Annotated in this window: 18 protein-coding genes and 1 other RNA gene; 13 read left to right on the plus strand and 6 right to left on the minus strand. The window is 63.3% G+C overall.

The genetic code is table 11. The features are described from left to right. The first annotated feature begins 190 nt into the window (after positions 1-190). The 5 genes from trxA (at position 191) to PPL01S_RS00200 (ending at position 5,544) form a co-directional block, all read left to right on the plus strand. Entirely contained in the window at positions 191-520 is a 330-nt protein-coding gene (gene trxA, locus PPL01S_RS00180) for a thioredoxin TrxA (RefSeq protein WP_016392405.1), read from the plus strand. Between the two features lie 226 nt (positions 521-746). Continuing rightward, a complete protein-coding gene (gene rho, locus PPL01S_RS00185) occupies positions 747-2,006 on the plus strand; it encodes a transcription termination factor Rho (protein ID WP_003253661.1) in 1,260 nt (419 codons plus the stop codon). A gap of 205 nt (positions 2,007-2,211) precedes the next feature. Continuing rightward, positions 2,212-3,678, plus strand: a complete 1,467-nt coding sequence (gene ubiD, locus PPL01S_RS00190; protein ID WP_016392406.1) for a 4-hydroxy-3-polyprenylbenzoate decarboxylase — start codon at positions 2,212-2,214, stop codon at positions 3,676-3,678. Continuing rightward, positions 3,678-4,646, plus strand: a complete 969-nt coding sequence (locus PPL01S_RS00195) for a CDP-6-deoxy-delta-3,4-glucoseen reductase (RefSeq protein ID WP_016392407.1) — start codon at positions 3,678-3,680, stop codon at positions 4,644-4,646. The genes ubiD and PPL01S_RS00195 overlap by 1 nt, the downstream gene beginning before the upstream one ends. A 247-nt stretch (positions 4,647-4,893) precedes the next feature. Then, complete coding sequence (locus PPL01S_RS00200; protein WP_028625029.1) at positions 4,894-5,544, plus strand: gamma-glutamylcyclotransferase; 651 nt, start codon at positions 4,894-4,896, stop codon at positions 5,542-5,544. Positions 5,545-5,604: 60 nt separating this feature from the next. Here PPL01S_RS00200 and PPL01S_RS00205 read toward each other — a convergent pair whose 3' ends face one another. Continuing rightward, positions 5,605-6,582, minus strand: a complete 978-nt coding sequence (locus PPL01S_RS00205; RefSeq protein WP_016392409.1) for an NADPH:quinone oxidoreductase family protein — start codon at positions 6,580-6,582, stop codon at positions 5,605-5,607. A 157-nt stretch (positions 6,583-6,739) separates the two neighbouring features. Here PPL01S_RS00205 and PPL01S_RS00210 point away from each other — a divergent pair, with 157 nt between their 5' ends. Beyond that, positions 6,740-7,144: a flagellar basal body-associated protein FliL gene (locus PPL01S_RS00210; protein ID WP_016392410.1), complete on the plus strand. Its 405-nt coding sequence runs from the start codon at positions 6,740-6,742 to the stop codon at positions 7,142-7,144. Positions 7,145-7,435: 291 nt separating this feature from the next. On the opposite strand, the gene PPL01S_RS00215 is transcribed toward PPL01S_RS00210, so the two are convergent. Beyond that, positions 7,436-7,888 (minus strand): EVE domain-containing protein, encoded by a 453-nt coding sequence (locus PPL01S_RS00215; RefSeq protein ID WP_016392411.1) that lies wholly within the window; start codon positions 7,886-7,888, stop codon positions 7,436-7,438. 177 nt (positions 7,889-8,065) lie between these two features. Here PPL01S_RS00215 and PPL01S_RS25375 point away from each other — a divergent pair, with 177 nt between their 5' ends. Next, complete coding sequence (locus PPL01S_RS25375; protein WP_016392412.1) at positions 8,066-8,215, plus strand: hypothetical protein; 150 nt, start codon at positions 8,066-8,068, stop codon at positions 8,213-8,215. 18 nt (positions 8,216-8,233) lie between these two features. On the opposite strand, the gene PPL01S_RS00220 is transcribed toward PPL01S_RS25375, so the two are convergent. The 4 genes from PPL01S_RS00220 to PPL01S_RS00230 form a co-directional block, all read right to left on the minus strand. Then, the gene (locus PPL01S_RS00220) at positions 8,234-8,842 is read right to left on the minus strand and encodes a 5-formyltetrahydrofolate cyclo-ligase (RefSeq protein WP_016392413.1); all 609 of its coding nucleotides are present in this window, start codon (positions 8,840-8,842) and stop codon (positions 8,234-8,236) included. Positions 8,843-8,899: 57 nt separating this feature from the next. Next, positions 8,900-9,079, minus strand: a non-coding RNA gene (gene ssrS / locus PPL01S_RS24400) — 6S RNA. 17 nt (positions 9,080-9,096) lie between these two features. Continuing rightward, complete coding sequence (locus PPL01S_RS00225) at positions 9,097-9,417, minus strand: cell division protein ZapA (protein ID WP_016392414.1); 321 nt, start codon at positions 9,415-9,417, stop codon at positions 9,097-9,099. Next, a complete protein-coding gene (locus tag PPL01S_RS00230; RefSeq protein WP_033743109.1) occupies positions 9,414-9,596 on the minus strand; it encodes a TIGR02449 family protein in 183 nt (60 codons plus the stop codon). The genes PPL01S_RS00225 and PPL01S_RS00230 overlap by 4 nt, the downstream gene beginning before the upstream one ends. A 182-nt stretch (positions 9,597-9,778) precedes the next feature. On the opposite strand from PPL01S_RS00230, the gene PPL01S_RS00235 reads away from it, so the two are divergent. From PPL01S_RS00235 to PPL01S_RS00260, 6 genes are all read left to right on the plus strand, one after another. Further along, positions 9,779-10,333 carry a YecA/YgfB family protein gene (locus PPL01S_RS00235; RefSeq protein WP_028625030.1) on the plus strand — a complete coding sequence of 185 codons (555 nt, stop codon included), beginning with the start codon at positions 9,779-9,781 and terminating at the stop codon, positions 10,331-10,333. A gap of 22 nt (positions 10,334-10,355) precedes the next feature. Next, entirely contained in the window at positions 10,356-11,690 is a 1,335-nt protein-coding gene (gene pepP / locus PPL01S_RS00240) for a Xaa-Pro aminopeptidase (protein WP_016392417.1), read from the plus strand. Then, entirely contained in the window at positions 11,687-12,886 is a 1,200-nt protein-coding gene (ubiH, locus tag PPL01S_RS00245) for a 2-octaprenyl-6-methoxyphenyl hydroxylase (protein WP_016392418.1), read from the plus strand. The genes pepP and ubiH overlap by 4 nt, the downstream gene beginning before the upstream one ends. After that, on the plus strand, positions 12,883-13,365 hold the full coding sequence (locus PPL01S_RS00250; protein WP_016392419.1) for a DUF4442 domain-containing protein: 483 nt from the start codon (positions 12,883-12,885) through the stop codon (positions 13,363-13,365). The genes ubiH and PPL01S_RS00250 overlap by 4 nt, the downstream gene beginning before the upstream one ends. Positions 13,366-13,374: 9 nt before the next feature. Continuing rightward, complete coding sequence (locus PPL01S_RS00255) at positions 13,375-14,592, plus strand: 2-octaprenyl-3-methyl-6-methoxy-1,4-benzoquinol hydroxylase (RefSeq protein ID WP_171817230.1); 1,218 nt, start codon at positions 13,375-13,377, stop codon at positions 14,590-14,592. A 202-nt stretch (positions 14,593-14,794) separates the two neighbouring features. After that, on the plus strand, positions 14,795-15,796 hold the full coding sequence (locus tag PPL01S_RS00260; protein WP_028625031.1) for an extracellular solute-binding protein: 1,002 nt from the start codon (positions 14,795-14,797) through the stop codon (positions 15,794-15,796). The last annotated feature ends 12 nt before the right edge of the window (positions 15,797-15,808 follow it).

The following is a 15,808-nucleotide window of genomic DNA, read 5'->3' on the forward strand; positions in this document are numbered from 1 at the left end:
CAACGCGCACCGCACCGCACCGGGCCTTGATGCAAGGCAATGTGCCATTCGATGCTATGACACTCGTGTGACAGTTTCGATTCGTGGGTCTTGCACAACTATAGTTACACTCAATCGTCTGCGGCTTCCTGTAGGAGACCGGTGCAGCTATTATGGGCCACGTTTTTTGCTTACGACCCTGGAGATATCCATGAGCAGCGATCTGATCAAACACGTCACCGACGCCACCTTCGAGGCCGAAGTCCTGCAGGCCCAAGGCCCGGTGCTGGTCGACTACTGGGCTGAATGGTGCGGCCCATGCAAGATGATCGCGCCAGTACTGGACGACATCGCTGCTACCTACGAGGGCAAACTGACCGTCGCCAAGCTGAACATCGACGACAACCAGGAAACCCCGGCCAAGCACGGCGTGCGTGGCATCCCGACGCTGATGCTGTTCAAGAACGGCAACGTCGAGGCCACCAAGGTCGGCGCACTGTCCAAATCGCAGCTGGCCGCGTTCCTCGACGCCCACCTGTGATGTGAAAAGGCCCCGCAAATGCGGGGCTTTTCTTTTTCAGCCCACTAGACGTCGAAAAAAGCAAGTGTTACATTCGGCCTCGCACTGCTTCTCCAGTGCCCTCTGCACGCCGTCGCCGAAGCATCCCAATTCGAATCAGTACGCGATCCTGTCGCCATCTAGCGGCGCGGCTTCATTAAGCCATTAGCTTAATCCTCCCTTCATACATGATTACGTCACTCCCCTTATGAACCTGACTGAACTCAAGCAAAAGCCGATTACCGATCTGCTGGAAATGGCCGAACAGATGGGCATCGAAAACATGGCCCGTTCGCGCAAACAGGACGTGATTTTCGCCCTGCTGAAAAAGCATGCGAAGAGCGGCGAAGAGATCTCGGGTGACGGCGTGCTGGAGATTCTCCAGGATGGTTTCGGTTTCCTGCGTTCGGCTGATGCGTCCTACCTGGCCGGCCCTGACGATATCTACGTCTCGCCCAGCCAGATCCGCCGCTTCAACCTGCGTACCGGCGACACCATCGTCGGCAAGATCCGCCCACCGAAGGAAGGGGAGCGTTACTTCGCCCTGCTGAAGGTCGACACGATCAACTTCGATCGTCCGGAAAACGCGAAGAACAAGATCCTGTTCGAAAACCTGACGCCGCTGTTCCCGAACAAGCGCCTGAAGATGGAAGCCGGCAACGGTTCCACCGAAGACCTGACCGGCCGCGTCATCGACCTGTGCGCCCCGATCGGCAAAGGCCAGCGTGGCCTGATCGTCGCTCCGCCGAAAGCGGGCAAGACGATCATGCTGCAGAACATCGCGGCGAACATCACCCGTAACAACCCCGAGTGCCACCTGATCGTCCTGCTGATCGACGAGCGCCCGGAAGAAGTGACCGAAATGCAGCGCACCGTGCGCGGCGAAGTGGTTGCCTCGACCTTCGACGAGCCGCCGACCCGTCACGTGCAAGTGGCCGAGATGGTCATCGAGAAGGCCAAGCGCCTGGTCGAGCACAAGAAGGATGTGGTCATCCTGCTCGACTCCATCACCCGTCTGGCGCGTGCCTACAACACCGTGATCCCGAGCTCCGGCAAGGTCCTGACCGGTGGTGTCGACGCCCACGCCCTGGAGAAGCCGAAGCGCTTCTTCGGTGCCGCGCGTAACATCGAGGAAGGCGGTTCGCTGACCATCATCGCCACCGCGCTGGTCGAAACCGGCTCGAAGATGGACGAAGTGATCTACGAAGAGTTCAAGGGTACCGGCAACATGGAGCTGCCCCTGGACCGTCGCATCGCTGAAAAGCGCGTGTTCCCGGCCATCAACATCAACCGTTCGGGTACCCGCCGCGAAGAGCTGCTGACTGCCGACGACGAACTGCAGCGCATGTGGATCTTGCGCAAGCTGCTGCATCCGATGGACGAGATCGCTGCCATCGAGTTCCTGGTCGACAAGCTCAAGCAGACCAAGACCAACGATGAGTTCTTCCTGTCGATGAAGCGCAAGTAAGCGTTTCGATCGTTCAGGCAATGATTGGGGCTGCTTTGCAGCCCATCGCTGGCAAGCCAGCTCCCACAGGGTCCCAAGTGATCCTTGTGGGAGCCGGCTTGCCGGCGATGGGACGCGAAGCGGCCCCAAGTCATTTTTGGCCATTGGGCCCTGAACGGCGCTACACTCTGCACCCCGACCGATACGGCCAACACGAGGCACATGCATGCAGTATCGCGATTTGCGCGACTTCATCCGTGGCCTGGAGCAGCGCGGCGAACTCAAGCGCATCCAGGTTCCGATTTCCCCTGTCCTGGAAATGACCGAGGTCTGCGACCGCACGCTGCGCGCCAAGGGCCCGGCGTTGCTGTTCGAAAACCCCACGGGCTTCGACATTCCGGTACTGGGCAACCTGTTCGGCACCCCGGAGCGGGTGGCCATGGGCATGGGCGCCGAATCGGTCGACGAATTGCGTGAAATCGGCAAGCTGCTGGCCTTCCTCAAGGAGCCGGAGCCGCCGAAAGGCCTGAAGGACGCCTGGTCCAAGCTGCCGATCTTCAAGAAGGTCGTGTCGATGGCGCCGAAGGTGGTCAAGGATGCGGTGTGCCAGGAAGTCGTGGTCGAGGGCGAGGATGTCGACCTTGGCCAGCTGCCGATCCAGCACTGCTGGCCGGGCGATGTGGCGCCGCTGATCACCTGGGGCCTGACCGTCACCCGTGGCCCGAACAAGGACCGGCAGAACCTGGGCATCTACCGCCAGCAGGTCATCGGCCGCAACAAGGTCATCATGCGCTGGCTGAGCCATCGCGGCGGCGCGCTGGATTATCGCGAATGGTGCGAGAAGCACCCAGGCCAGCCGTTCCCGGTGGCCGTGGCCCTGGGCGCCGACCCGGCGACCATCCTCGGCGCCGTGACGCCGGTGCCCGATACCCTGTCCGAATACGCCTTCGCCGGCCTGTTGCGCGGCAACCGCACCGAGCTGGTCAAGTGCCGTGGCAGCGACCTGCAGGTGCCCGCCACCGCCGAGATCATCCTCGAAGGCGTGATTCATCCGGGCGAAATGGCCCCCGAAGGCCCTTACGGCGACCACACCGGTTACTACAACGAAGTCGACAGCTTCCCGGTGTTCACCGTCGAGCGCATCACCCATCGGCAAAAGCCGATCTACCACAGCACCTACACCGGGCGACCACCGGATGAGCCGGCGATTCTCGGCGTGGCCCTGAACGAAGTGTTCGTGCCGATCCTGCAGAAGCAGTTCCCGGAGATCGTCGACTTCTACCTGCCGCCGGAAGGTTGCTCCTACCGCATGGCGGTAGTGACCATGAAAAAGCAGTATCCAGGCCACGCCAAGCGCGTGATGCTGGGTGTGTGGTCGTTCCTGCGACAGTTCATGTACACCAAGTTCGTTATCGTTACCGACGACGATATCAACGCCCGCGACTGGAACGATGTGATCTGGGCCATCACCACGCGCATGGACCCCAAGCGTGATACGGTGATGATCGACAACACGCCGATCGACTACCTGGACTTCGCGTCGCCGGTATCGGGGCTGGGGTCGAAGATGGGCCTGGACGCCACGCACAAGTGGCCGGGCGAGACTACACGCGAATGGGGCCGGGTCATCGTCAAGGACGAGGCCGTCACCCGCCGTATCGATGAGCTGTGGGATCAGTTGGGAATAGATTGATGCAGGTAACGTTGCAGCCGTCCGGGGCGGTGCTGGCGCTCGAACCGGGGGAAAGGATCCTGGAGGGTGCGCGGCGGCTGGGCTATGAATGCCCGAGCAGCTGCCGTAATGGCAACTGCCATGTCTGCGCCGCGTTGTTGGTCGAGGGCCGTGTGCGTCAGGACGGTGTGGTCCGCGATCACGGCGAACTGTTCACCTGCATTGCCGAACCGTTGGAGGACTGCGTGTTGCTCTGGGATGGTGTGCTGGCCCTGGGCGAGCTGCCGGTGCGCAAGCTGGCCTGCAGCGTAGCCGAGTGCGTCGAGGTCGGAGGCGATGTCTGGCGCGTGCGCCTGCGCGCACCTGCGGGCAAGCCGCCACGCTATCACGCCGGGCAGTACCTGATGATCGAGCGCGAGGGCGGCAAGCCTGCCGCCTTCTCCCTGGCCTCGGCGCCCCATGGCGGGCGCGACCTCGAGCTGCACATACTCGGTCGTGAAGACAGCTCCCGGCAATTGCTGGCGCAGCTGCAGCGTGATGGCATCGCCCGCATCGAGATGCCATTCGGTGATGCGCACCTGGCCGAGTTGCCCGATGGGCCGCTGGTGCTGATTGCCGCGGGCACCGGCATGGGGCAGATGCACAGCCTGGTCGAGCATTGCCGTGCCCAGGGCTTCAAGCATCCGGTGCACCTCTATTGGGGCGTGCGCCGGCCCGAGGACTTCTACACCCTCGAACACTGGGACGAATGGCAAAGCCTGCCGAACCTGTTCCTGCACAAGGTGGTCAGCGACCTGTGTGGCTGGGAGGGCCGTTGCGGCCTGCTGCACGAGGCGGTGTGCGAGGATGTCGAGGACCTCAATGCGGTCCATGTCTATGCCAGCGGTTCGCCCAACATGGTCTATGCCACCCTCGATGCCCTGGTAGAGGCGGGCATGGATGCGCATCGGATGCGCGCCGACGTGTTTGCCTACGCGCCACGCGGCTAATAACCCAAGTTCCTGCTAGTGGGTATAAGGCGGTAATTGTTACCGCCTTGACCAATAACTATCGTGCAACTTGAAACAGTGATTTCCAATCGTCGGAAGTGTGCGTGAAACTTTGTTCACAGGGCTTGAGCATTGGCGTATTTGTATCCTAAGGTTAATGCATGCACTCACGGTGTGGCGGCGCAAGGCCTGCCACCCAGCGGTTCTCGCTTCATGCGTAGTTCACGGGGATTAATGGCGGCAGCTTATGTCGGCACTTGAAAGTTTGTCCTGGGAGGTTTCATACCCTCCGATGCTCGACTTCGGTCAACAACTGAGTCCCGAGCAACTGTTCAATTCCATGCAGTCGACCATGTCGCAGCACCAGGGCGGGCCGGTGTGGCTGTTTGCCTATGGTTCGCTGATCTGGCGCCCGGAATGCAATTCGGTGGAGCGCCAGCGGGCGCGGGTGCATGGTTATCACCGCGGGCTCTACTTGTGGTCGCACGAGCACCGTGGCACCCCGGAAACGCCCGGGCTGGTGTTCGGCCTCGATCGCGGCGGCTCCTGCAGCGGGTTTGCCTACCGCCTCGATGAAAGCAACCTGGATGATTCGCTGATGGCCCTGTGGCAGCGAGAGATGCCGTACCCGGCCTATCGGCCGCATTGGCTCAGCTGCCGGTTGAGCGATGGCAGCAAGGTGCAGGCCTTGGGCTTCGTGCTGGAACGGCATCTGCCGTGCTATGCCGGCAATCTGCCGGACAGGTTGCTCAGCCAGATCCTGGCCAGTGCCAAGGGCCGGTATGGCACCACGCGAGATTACGTCGAGCAGACGCTGAATGCGCTACGCAGCCACCAGATGCCGGATCGCAACCTGGAGGCGCGGTTCAGGCGCTGCCATAACCTGCGCGAAGTTTGACTGAGCCTGTGGTGGCCCTATCGCCGGCTTGCCGGCGATAGGGCCTGTCGGCCAACAGCCTTACCTGGCCAGCACCACCAACTTGCCCACAGCCTTCCTCTGCCCCAGCTGCTCGATCGCAGCCCCCGCCTCAGCCAGTGGATAAGTCTTCGACACCAGCGGTTTGAGCTTGCCCGCGGCATGCCAGGCAAACAATTGCCTGAAGTTGGCCGCGTTATCCTGCGGCTGACGCTGGGCAAATGCCCCCCAGAACACCCCCATGACTGCAGCGCCTTTGAGCAGCATCAGGTTCGCCGCCATCTTCGGTATCGTCCCGCTGGCGAACCCGACCACCAACAGCCGCCCATTCCACGCCAGCCCCCGCACAGCCTGCTCGAACAGATCGCCGCCGACCGGGTCGTAGATCACATCCACGCCTTGGCCGCCGGTCAGGCGCTTGATTTCATCCTTGAGGCTGGCCTGGCTGTAGTCGATCAGCTCGTCGGCACCCGCCGCCTTGGCCACGGCAAGTTTTTCCGCGCTGCTGGCTGCGGCGATCACCTTGGCGCCCATGGCCTTGCCGATTTCCACCGCCGCCAGGCCGACGCCACCGGAAGCACCCAGTACCAGCAGGGTTTCCCCCGGCTGCAGTTGGCCGCGCTGCTTGAGTGCGTGCATCGAGGTGCCATAGGTCATGCCAAAGGCGGCGGCGGTGGTGAAGTCCATGCTCTGCGGGATCGGCAGTACGTTGTAGAACGGCACTGCCACTTGTTCGGCAAATGCCCCCCAGCCTGTCAGGGCCATCACCCGGTCACCCACCTTGAACGCCCCGGCCTTGTCTCCGACGGCTGCGACCACGCCTGCGGCCTCGCCGCCTGGCGAGAACGGTAGCGGCGGCTGGAACTGGTATTTGCCTTCGATGATCAGGGTGTCGGGGAAGTTGACCCCGGCTGCCTGCACGTCGAGCAGGACCTCGTTGATCTTCGGCGTCGGGCTGGCCACCTGTTCCAGTACCAGGCCGCGTGCCGGGCCCAGGGTTTTGCACAACACAGCTTTCATCGGGGCTATTCCTTTGCGTGTAGTGGCCGATAAGTGTAGGAGGGCCGCTTGCCGGGTCAACGAGCATGCCTGGCCCTGATGGGCCGGCATAAGCCCGGGCTTGGGTTTCAGTGGTGTGCTGGGTAAGCTGGCGCAAATCGTGTTGAGGAGCGAATTCGTGAAAGCGTGGATCTTGATGGTGCTGGCCCTGATGCTGCCAGCGGCGGCGATGGCCGAGGAAGCCAAGGAGGGAGCCCCCAAGGTCTCCTACATCAGCCTGAGTCCGCCTTTCGTCGGTAACTACGCCCTCGACGGCGGCCCCAAGCTGCGGGTGTACAAGGCTGACGTGGCGCTGCGCGTGACTGGCGATACCGCCGCAGCGGCGGTGAAGCATCATGAGCCGCTGATTCGCAATCAGCTGGTGGCGCTGTTTTCGCAGCAGTCTGTGGATAACTTGAGCAACGTCGATGCCAAGGAGAAGCTGCGCCAGGAAGCGTTGAAGCAGGTGCAGCAGGTGATGGAGGCGGAAGAGGGCAAGCCGATTGTCGAGGACTTGCTGTTCAATAATCTGATCGTGCAGTGATGATTTTTGAAGCGTCCGCCACAAGCATTGCGGTGTGATAGAGATCGAGCGCCACCCGCGCGGCGCATCGCGAGCTGCGCTCGCTCCTACGCTTGTTTCTGGCCAATCATGTCTGTGGTATTTGCGCGCGGTCGCCTTGGTGCAAGGCTCGATATCGCGTCGTACAAACAAGGCAGTCGCGCGCTGTCACAGGTGTCACTGTCCCGAAACAAACGTAGGAGCTCGCGATGCGCCGCGCGGGCGGCGCTCAATCGCAAGAGCGCTAAAGATCCCCAGCCAGGCCAATCCGATTCAACTTGCCAGCGCAACGATCGCCGCCCACTGCTCTTCAGTCACTGGCATCACCGACAATCGCGTCCCTTTCTGCACCAGTGGCAACTCCGCCAGCGCGCTCTGCTGCTTGAGCAGCCCCAGCCCCAGCACCTGTTTGAATGTCTTCACGTGTGCCACATCCACTGCGCTCCAAGGGTTCTTCTCGGCGCTGGCCTTGGCATCGTGATAGTGGCTTTCGGGGTCCAGCGCAGTTGGGTCGGGGTAAGCGGCGGCGGTGATCCGGGCTATTCCGGCGATCCCGGGTTGGGGGCAGCTGGAGTGATAGAAGAAAAACGCGTCACCGACGCTCATGGCCCGCAGGAAATTGCGTGCCTGGTAATTGCGCACGCCATCCCAGCGCGCTTCGCCAAGGCGGCCCAGCCCCTCGATCGACAGTTCGTCGGGCTCGGATTTCATCAGCCAATAGGCCATGGGTGCTGCTCCTGAAAAGGTTTGAAATAACCTGCTGCACGAAACCGACAGCCGGCTGGCGTCAACGTTTGCGTGTCGACTCAGGTTGTCGGAAAATGCGCTGATTTTAAAGCTAGACGCTCCGGCGACACCAAGAAGGTCGTCGAGCCTGAACAGTGCCTAGGGGGGCATTTTTAGATGAATCAACGCAAACCGGATCTGCTGTGGATCCTGGTCTTCATCTTTGGTCTTGGCGTGGTCACCACGGGTTATGCCCAAGGTATCTGGGAGCGCAAGCTGGACACTGCCTACCAGACTCCGGTCGACGCCACCCAGGCGCAACGCTGACCCTCCCGCTGACGCCGCTCAGTTCGGCGCCAGGTACCAGCCACGGTCCGAGACCGTGCCCTGCAAAGGTACATCCCAACTGGCCTGCGCCAGTCGTTCGACCTTCTGGCATTCATGTGCCAGCCCCAGCAGCAAGGGCTTCTTCCACGCCTTGCGACGCGCCTGGTAGGCCAGGCTGCGGTCATAGAAGCCACCGCCCATGCCCAGCCGTCCGCCGACTTCATCGAAACCTACCAACGGCAGCAGGATCAGGTCCAGCGACCAGATCCGGCGCTGACGCTTGCGGTCGGTCACAGGTTCTGGAATCCGGAAGCGGTTGCGCTTGAGTTTCTCGCCCTGTTCGAAACGCTGGAACACCATGCGCGTGCGCGGCCAGGCATGCAGCACCGGCAGATAGGCACGCTTGCCCCGGCGCTGGGCTTCGCGCAGCAGCAACTGCGGGTCGATTTCACCGTCGTTGGGCAGGTACAGGGCAATATGGCGAGCGCGGCGGAACAGAGGGTGCTGAGCCAGCTGGCGATACAGGCCAAGCGCGGCCTGTTGCTGCTGGGCGGGGGTGAGTGCACGGCGGGCATTGCGAAGCAGGCGACGAAGCTGGGGGCGGGTAAGCGGCGCAGTTTCGGTCATGGCACTGGCAGTCCCAGGTGTCGAATTGCCGGCCGAGGCGGCAGGCAATGGAAAATCAGGCTCCCCGATAAGACCGCTATCGGTGTAGCCCTTGAACCCGAAAGTTCAAGGTGGAGATTGCAGGGGGCGTTAAGGCTTTCCGTCGGGCGGACATGCACACCGGCCCCAGCGTGCAACCCCCGTGGTTGTGCGTATCGGCTCAGGGACATAACCGACTGGCGCATCCCCCAGGGAGTGGCGCCAGTATACCAATCTCAGCCGATTTTGGTATCCGCATCGTCGGACAACGCTTTGTCGACGCGATCGAGCAGGTCGCGTACCTGTTCGCGGTTGGTGCCGCCAGCGGGAGCGTCGCTGCGGTCTTCCTGGCGGTGCAGCATCTCGTGGGTGATGTTCAGCGCGGCCATGACCGCGATGCGGTCGGCGCCGATCACCTTGCCGCTGCTGCGGATCTCACGCATCTTGCCGTCCAGGTAGCGTGCCGCGCTGACCAGGTTGTTGCGCTCTTCCGGTGGGCAGATGATCGAGTACTCCTTGTCGAGGATCTGCACGGTGACGCTATTGCTTGAACTCATGAGTCTTGCTCCAGGGCCTTCAGGCGTAAAATCATCGACTCGACCTTGCGCTTGGCGATTTCGTTCTTTTCGATGAGGTGGGCGCGCTCCTCGCGCCAGGATTTTTCCTGAGCTATTAGGAGTGCATTTTGCCGCTTTAGTTGCTCGACGCGTTGGATCAGCAACTCGAACCGGCTCATCAGCGCTTGCAGGTCGTTCTCTTGCGTGGGTTGCACTCGATTCGCTCCGTCGTTGAATCACCGGTCGATGATGCCTCTCCCTGTACGGCAACGGCCAGTGCCGATGGTCTTGGCGCGCCTGCCGATGCTAGGATACAAGGTCTTCATTCTAGTCAATTGCGCCGTCTGGCGCCTAGCCGACCATGCCTAATACCCAATCGCCCTATACCGCATTCGCCGCGCTGCTCTCGAGCAACGGCCATCCTGTTTCCCCTGCCGAGCTGCATGGCCTGCTGATCGGCCGCAGCTGCGCCGGTGCCGGCTTCGAGGCCGACGCCTGGCTGGCCGACGCCGCCGGCGTGCTGGAGAACGAGCCTGAAGACACCGTGCGTGGCGCCTTGATCGGCCTGCAGGAAATGGTCAAGGCCGAGCTCACCGGCGAAGACATCGCCATCGTCCTGTTGTTGCCGGGCGACGAAACCTCGCTGACCGACCGCGCCACCGCGCTGGGCCAATGGTGCCAGGGCTTCATCACCGGCTTCGGGCTGAACGCCGGTGGCAAGGACCTGTCCACCGATGCCAAGGAAGTGCTCCAGGACCTGGTGGCGATTTCCCAGGTGCAGGAAGCGCTGGAAGAGTCCGAAGACGGCGAGAGCGACTACATGGAAGTCATGGAGTACCTGCGCGTCGCGCCGCTGCTGCTCTTCACGGAGCTGGGCGCCCCTGTCGCGCCTGCGCCAAAACCATCGCTGCACTGATCAACCGGGGGTAGTCCTGCCCATGAGCCACATACCCAAGGCCGAATATGCCCGTCGGCGCAAGGCGCTGATGGCGCAGATGGTCCCCAACAGCATTGCCATCCTGCCGGCTGCCGCGGTCGCCATCCGCAACCGCGACGTCGAGCATGTGTACCGTCAGGACAGCGACTTCCAGTACCTCAGCGGCTTCCCCGAGCCTGAGGCGGTGATCGCGCTGATTCCAGGACGCGAACATGGCGAATACGTGCTGTTCTGCCGCGAGCGCAACCCCGAGCGCGAGCAATGGGATGGCCTGCGCGCAGGGCAGGAAGGCGCGATCCGTGATTTTGGCGCAGACGATGCCTTTCCGATCACCGACATCGACGAGATCCTTCCCGGCCTGATCGAAGGTCGCGAGCGGGTCTACAGCGCCATGGGCAGCAACGCCGAATTCGATCGCCGGCTGATGGACTGGATCAACGTGATCCGCTCCAAGGCCCGCCTCGGCGCCCAGCCACCGAACGAGTTCGTTGCGCTGGATCACCTGCTGCATGACATGCGCCTGTATAAATCGGCGGCAGAGGTGAAGGTGATGCGTGCCGCGGCGGCGATTTCCGCGCGTGCCCATGTGCGAGCCATGCAGGCCTGCCGGGCCGGGCTGCACGAATACAGCCTGGAAGCCGAGCTGGACTACGAGTTTCGCAAAGGCGGGGCGAAGATGCCTGCCTACGGCTCGATCGTCGCAGCCGGACGCAATGGTTGCATCCTGCACTACCAGGAAAACGACGCCCCACTCAAGGACGGCGACCTGGTATTGATCGATGCCGGCTGTGAAATCGACTGCTATGCCAGTGACATCACCCGTACATTCCCGGTCAAGGGGCGCTTTTCGCCGGAGCAGAAGGCCATCTACGAGCTGGTGCTCAAGGCCCAGCACGCCGCCTTCGCCGAGATCGCACCGGGCAAGCACTGGAACCACGCCCACGAGGCGACCGTGCGGGTCATCACCGAGGGCCTGGTGGAGCTGGGGCTGCTCAAGGGCGAGGTGCAGGCATTGATCGACAGTGAGGCTTACCGCGCCTTCTACATGCACCGCGCCGGCCACTGGCTGGGCATGGATGTACACGATGTCGGCGAGTACAAGGTCGGCGGCCAGTGGCGTGTGCTGGAACCGGGCATGGCACTGACCGTCGAGCCAGGCATCTACATTGCGGCCGACAACCAGCAGGTCGCGAAGAAATGGCGCGGCATCGGCATCAGGATCGAGGACGACGTGGTGGTCACCAGGCAAGGTTGTGAAATTCTGACCGCGGGCGTGCCCAGCACGGTCGCCGAGATCGAGGCGCTGATGCAGGCTGCCCGTAAGGACGCCGCATGAATCGTGTCAACCTGGCGATCATTGGCGGCGGGCTGGTGGGTGCGAGCCTGGCGCTGGCGCTGCAGGCCGGTGCCAAGGCGCGAGGCTGGAAGATCGTGCTGATCGAACCCTTCGCACCAGGCGACAGCTTCCAGCCGAGTTACGACGCGCGCTCTTCGGCCCTGTCGTTCGGTACCCGGCAGATCTACCAGCACCTTGGCCTTTGGCAAACGGTCAGCCCCCGCGCCGAGCCGATCCGGCAGATCCAGGTGTCCGACCGTGGGCGCTTCGGCGCCACGCGTCTGGATGCCCAGGAAGAAGGCGTGCCGGCATTGGGCTACGTGGTCGAGAACGCCTGGCTTGGCCAGTGCCTGTGGCAGGGGCTGGACCGCGAGGTGGTGAGTTGGCGTTGCCCGGCCGAAGTGCGGGCGATGCAGGCCATCGAGGGCGGCTACCGGTTGCAGCTGGAAGACGACACCAGCCTGGAATGCGACCTGGCGGTGCTGGCCGATGGTGGTCGCTCCGACTTGCGCGAACAACTGGGCATTCACGTGCGCCGCACGCCGTATGAGCAGAGTGCGCTGATCGCCAACATCACCCCGGGCGAGGCCCACCGCGGCCAGGCCTTCGAGCGCTTTACCGAACAGGGCCCCATGGCCCTGCTGCCGCTGCCGGATAACCGCTGTGCCTTGGTCTGGACCCGTCAGGGGATGGATGCCAGGCGCCTGGCGGAAATCGACGAACGCAGCTTCCTGCGCGAGCTGCAGGATGCGTTCGGCTACCGCCTCGGGGCGATGCGCCAGGTTGGCGCCCGGCACCTCTATCCGCTCGCGCTGGTCGAGGCCCAGGAGCAGGTGCGCCCGCACCTGGTGGTGCTGGGCAATGCCGCGCACAGCCTGCACCCGATCGCCGGGCAAGGCTTCAACCTGTCGCTGCGTGACGTGCAGTCGCTGGCCGATGCACTGCTGGCCGGCCCGCAACAGCCAGGCGACCTGGCGACTCTGCAGGCCTACCATCAACGCCAGCGGCTCGACCAGGCCATGACCATCGGCTTCTCCGACCAGGTCACGCGCCTGTTCGGCAGCAATCAGCCGCTGCTGGCAGCCGGGCGCAACATCGGCCTGCTCGGGCTCGACCTGCTGCCGCCGGCCAAAAGCTGGTTCGCCCGCCAGGCCATGGGCCTGGGCACCCGCCCCGATCCGCGGGGCCAGGCATGAGCAACCCGCGCAAGCTGGCGCGCCGGGCGCGCATGTTGCGCTGGCTGCTGAACTTCTACCCGCCGTACCTCGGTGCCGGTATCCGCATCCAGCACATCAGCCCGGACATGCGCAGCGTCAAGGTCTGCATGAAACTCACCCGCTGGAACCGCAACTACGTCGGTACCCAGTTCGGTGGCAGCCTGTACTCGATGGTCGACCCGTTCTACATGCTGCTGCTGATCGAGCAGCTGGGCCGTGAGTACATTGTCTGGGACAAGGCCGCCAGCATCGATTTCATCTCCCCGGGCAAGGGCCCGGTGTATGCCGAGTTCCACGTCGATGACGCGTTGCTGGACGAGATCCGCCAGCACACCGCCAGCGGCAAGAAGTACCTGCCACGTTTGCAGGTCGATATCCGCGATGGCGCCGGCGAGCTGGTGGCGCGGGTCGATAAAACCCTATACGTGCGGCTCAAGCCGCAAGCGAGGCAGGCGTAAGGCATGGAAATGCGCGCAGATCTGTTGATTGTCGGTGCCGGTATGGTCGGCAGCGCCCTGGCCCTGGCCTTGCGCCACAGCGGCCTGGAAATCCTCCTGCTCGATGGCGGTCCGCTGTCGGTCAAACCGTTCGATGGCAACGCCCCCTTCGAGCCGCGGGTCAGTGCCCTGTCGGCCGCCAGCCAACGCATCCTGGAGCGCCTGGGCGCCTGGGAAGGCATCGCCAGGCGGCGTGTTGCGCCTTATACCGACATGCATGTGTGGGACGGCAGCGGCACCGGCCAGATCCATTTCTCCGCCGCCAGCGTGCATGCCCAGGTGCTCGGCCACATCGTCGAGAACCGGGTGGTGCAGGACGGCCTGCTGGACCGCCTGCACGACAGCGACATCGGCCTGCTGCCCAATGCCCGGCTGGAGCAGCTGCGCCGCTCTGGCGACGAGTGGCTGCTGACCCTGGCTGACGGGCGCCGCCTGCGCGCGCCGCTGGTGGTGGCCGCCGACGGCGCCAACTCGGCGGTGCGGCGCCTGGCCGGTTGCGAAACCCGCGAGTGGGATTATCTGCACCACGCCATTGTCACCAGCGTGCGTTGCAGCGCAGCGCACCAGGCCACGGCCTGGCAACGGTTCACCGATGAGGGGCCGCTGGCGTTCCTGCCCTTGTTGCGTGACGGCAAGCAGGACTGGTGCTCGATTGTCTGGTCAACCACTCCGGAGCATGCCGAGCAGCTCATGGGGTTGCCGGACGACGCCTTCCGCAAGGCGCTGGAACGTGCTTTCGAGGGGCGTCTGGGCGAAGTGCTGGAGGCCGACCCACGTGTCTGCGTGCCGCTGCGCCAGCGCCATGCCAAGCGCTATGTGGATGAAGGGCTGGCCTTGATCGGCGACGCCGCGCACACCATCCACCCCTTGGCGGGGCAGGGCGTCAACCTGGGCTTCCTTGATGCCGCGGTGTTAGCGGAGGTCCTGGTGAATGCCTGCGAGCGTGGCGAGCGGTTGGCTGATGTGAAGGTGCTCAGCCGCTACGAGCGCCGACGCATGCCGCACAACCTGGCGTTGATGGCCGCGATGGAAGGGTTCGAGCGGTTGTTCCAGGCCAACCCGCTGCCGTTGCGCTGGTTGCGTAACAGTGGGCTTAAGCTGGTGGAGCAGATGCCGGAGGCCAAGGCGATGTTCGTGCGGCAGGCGTTGGGGCTTTCCGGGGATCTGCCGGAACTGGCCAAGGCTTGAGATTGCCGGGGCTGCTTTGCAGCCCAATCGCCAGCAAGCTGGCTCCCACAAGGTCACCACCGACCCCCTGTGGGAGCCGGCTTGCCGGCGATTGGCGCGCGAAGCGGGCCCCTTGCAACATCCGGTAACTGCTCCGAGGATGAGCACTAAAATGGGATTCACTACCATTTGCGCCTCTCATACGATCCGAGGAGTGCTTTCCATGTTGCCACGCAAGCCCCTACTGGCCGCCCTGGCCCTGACCCTGTTCGGCGCCACCGCCCAGGCAGCGGACGAAGTGGTGGTGTACTCCTCGCGCATCGACGAGCTGATCAAGCCCGTGTTCGATGCCTATACCGCCGAAACCGGGGTCAAGATCACGTTCATCACCGACAAGGAAGCCCCGCTGATGCAGCGCATCAAGGCCGAGGGCGAGAATGGCGTGGCCGACCTGTTGCTGACCGTCGACGCCGGCAATCTCTGGCAGGCCGAGCAGATGGGCATCCTGCAACCGATCAAGTCGGACATCATCGACCAGAACATCCCGCCGCAGTACCGGGCCTCGTCCCACGACTGGACCGGCTTGAGCCTGCGTGCACGGACCATCATCTACTCCACCGAACGGGTCAAGCCTGCGGAGCTGACCACCTATGAAGCCTTGGCCGACAAGCAGTGGGAAGGCCGCCTGTGCCTGCGCACTGCGAAGAAGGTGTACAACCAGTCGCTGACCGCAACGCTGATCGAGAACCACGGCGAGGCCAAGACCGAGCAGATCGTCAAAGGCTGGGTCAACAACCTGTCCACCGACGTGTTCTCGGACGACAACGCGGTGATCCAGGCCATCGAGGCGGGTCAGTGCGACGTGGGCGTGGTCAACACCTACTACTACGGTCGCATGCACAACCAGAACCCGAAACTGCCGGTGAAGATCTTCTGGCCCAACCAGGGCGACCGTGGCGTGCACGTCAACCTGTCGGGTATCGGCCTGACCAAGCATGCGCCGCACCCGGAAGCGGCGAAGAAGCTGGTGGAGTGGATGACCGGCGAGAAGGCGCAGAAGCTGTTTGCCGACATCAACCAGGAGTTCCCGGCCAACCCGAAGGTCAAGCCTTCCGAGGAAGTGGCGGCGTGGGGCAGCTTCAAGGCGGACAGCATTCCGGTGGAAGTGGCTGGCAAGCGCCAGGCCGAGGCCATCCGGCTGATGGATCGGGCTGGCTGGAACTAAGCGCCAGGCTTT

The sequence above is a fragment of the Pseudomonas plecoglossicida NBRC 103162 = DSM 15088 genome (assembly GCF_000730665.1).
GTDB lineage: Bacteria > Pseudomonadota > Gammaproteobacteria > Pseudomonadales > Pseudomonadaceae > Aquipseudomonas > Aquipseudomonas plecoglossicida.

What these genes read in the sequence shown, in the direction of transcription:
- PPL01S_RS00230 (WP_033743109.1), bottom strand. Translation starts at nt 9,596, where the DNA reads ATGAGCCGGTTCGAGTTGCTGATCCAACGCGTCGAGCAACTAAAGCGG.
- ubiH (WP_016392418.1), top strand. Translation starts at nt 11,687, where the DNA reads ATGAATCGTGTCAACCTGGCGATCATTGGCGGCGGGCTGGTGGGTGCG.
- PPL01S_RS00220 (WP_016392413.1), bottom strand. Translation starts at nt 8,842, where the DNA reads ATGACCGAAACTGCGCCGCTTACCCGCCCCCAGCTTCGTCGCCTGCTT.
- trxA (WP_016392405.1), top strand. Translation starts at nt 191, where the DNA reads ATGAGCAGCGATCTGATCAAACACGTCACCGACGCCACCTTCGAGGCC.
- PPL01S_RS00200 (WP_028625029.1), top strand. Translation starts at nt 4,894, where the DNA reads ATGTCGGCACTTGAAAGTTTGTCCTGGGAGGTTTCATACCCTCCGATG.
- PPL01S_RS00195 (WP_016392407.1), top strand. Translation starts at nt 3,678, where the DNA reads ATGCAGGTAACGTTGCAGCCGTCCGGGGCGGTGCTGGCGCTCGAACCG.
- rho (WP_003253661.1), top strand. Translation starts at nt 747, where the DNA reads ATGAACCTGACTGAACTCAAGCAAAAGCCGATTACCGATCTGCTGGAA.
- PPL01S_RS00235 (WP_028625030.1), top strand. Translation starts at nt 9,779, where the DNA reads ATGCCTAATACCCAATCGCCCTATACCGCATTCGCCGCGCTGCTCTCG.
- PPL01S_RS00260 (WP_028625031.1), top strand. Translation starts at nt 14,795, where the DNA reads ATGTTGCCACGCAAGCCCCTACTGGCCGCCCTGGCCCTGACCCTGTTC.
- PPL01S_RS25375 (WP_016392412.1), top strand. Translation starts at nt 8,066, where the DNA reads ATGAATCAACGCAAACCGGATCTGCTGTGGATCCTGGTCTTCATCTTT.
- PPL01S_RS00225 (WP_016392414.1), bottom strand. Translation starts at nt 9,417, where the DNA reads ATGAGTTCAAGCAATAGCGTCACCGTGCAGATCCTCGACAAGGAGTAC.
- pepP (WP_016392417.1), top strand. Translation starts at nt 10,356, where the DNA reads ATGAGCCACATACCCAAGGCCGAATATGCCCGTCGGCGCAAGGCGCTG.
- PPL01S_RS00205 (WP_016392409.1), bottom strand. Translation starts at nt 6,582, where the DNA reads ATGAAAGCTGTGTTGTGCAAAACCCTGGGCCCGGCACGCGGCCTGGTA.
- ubiD (WP_016392406.1), top strand. Translation starts at nt 2,212, where the DNA reads ATGCAGTATCGCGATTTGCGCGACTTCATCCGTGGCCTGGAGCAGCGC.
- PPL01S_RS00250 (WP_016392419.1), top strand. Translation starts at nt 12,883, where the DNA reads ATGAGCAACCCGCGCAAGCTGGCGCGCCGGGCGCGCATGTTGCGCTGG.
- PPL01S_RS00255 (WP_171817230.1), top strand. Translation starts at nt 13,375, where the DNA reads ATGCGCGCAGATCTGTTGATTGTCGGTGCCGGTATGGTCGGCAGCGCC.
- PPL01S_RS00215 (WP_016392411.1), bottom strand. Translation starts at nt 7,888, where the DNA reads ATGGCCTATTGGCTGATGAAATCCGAGCCCGACGAACTGTCGATCGAG.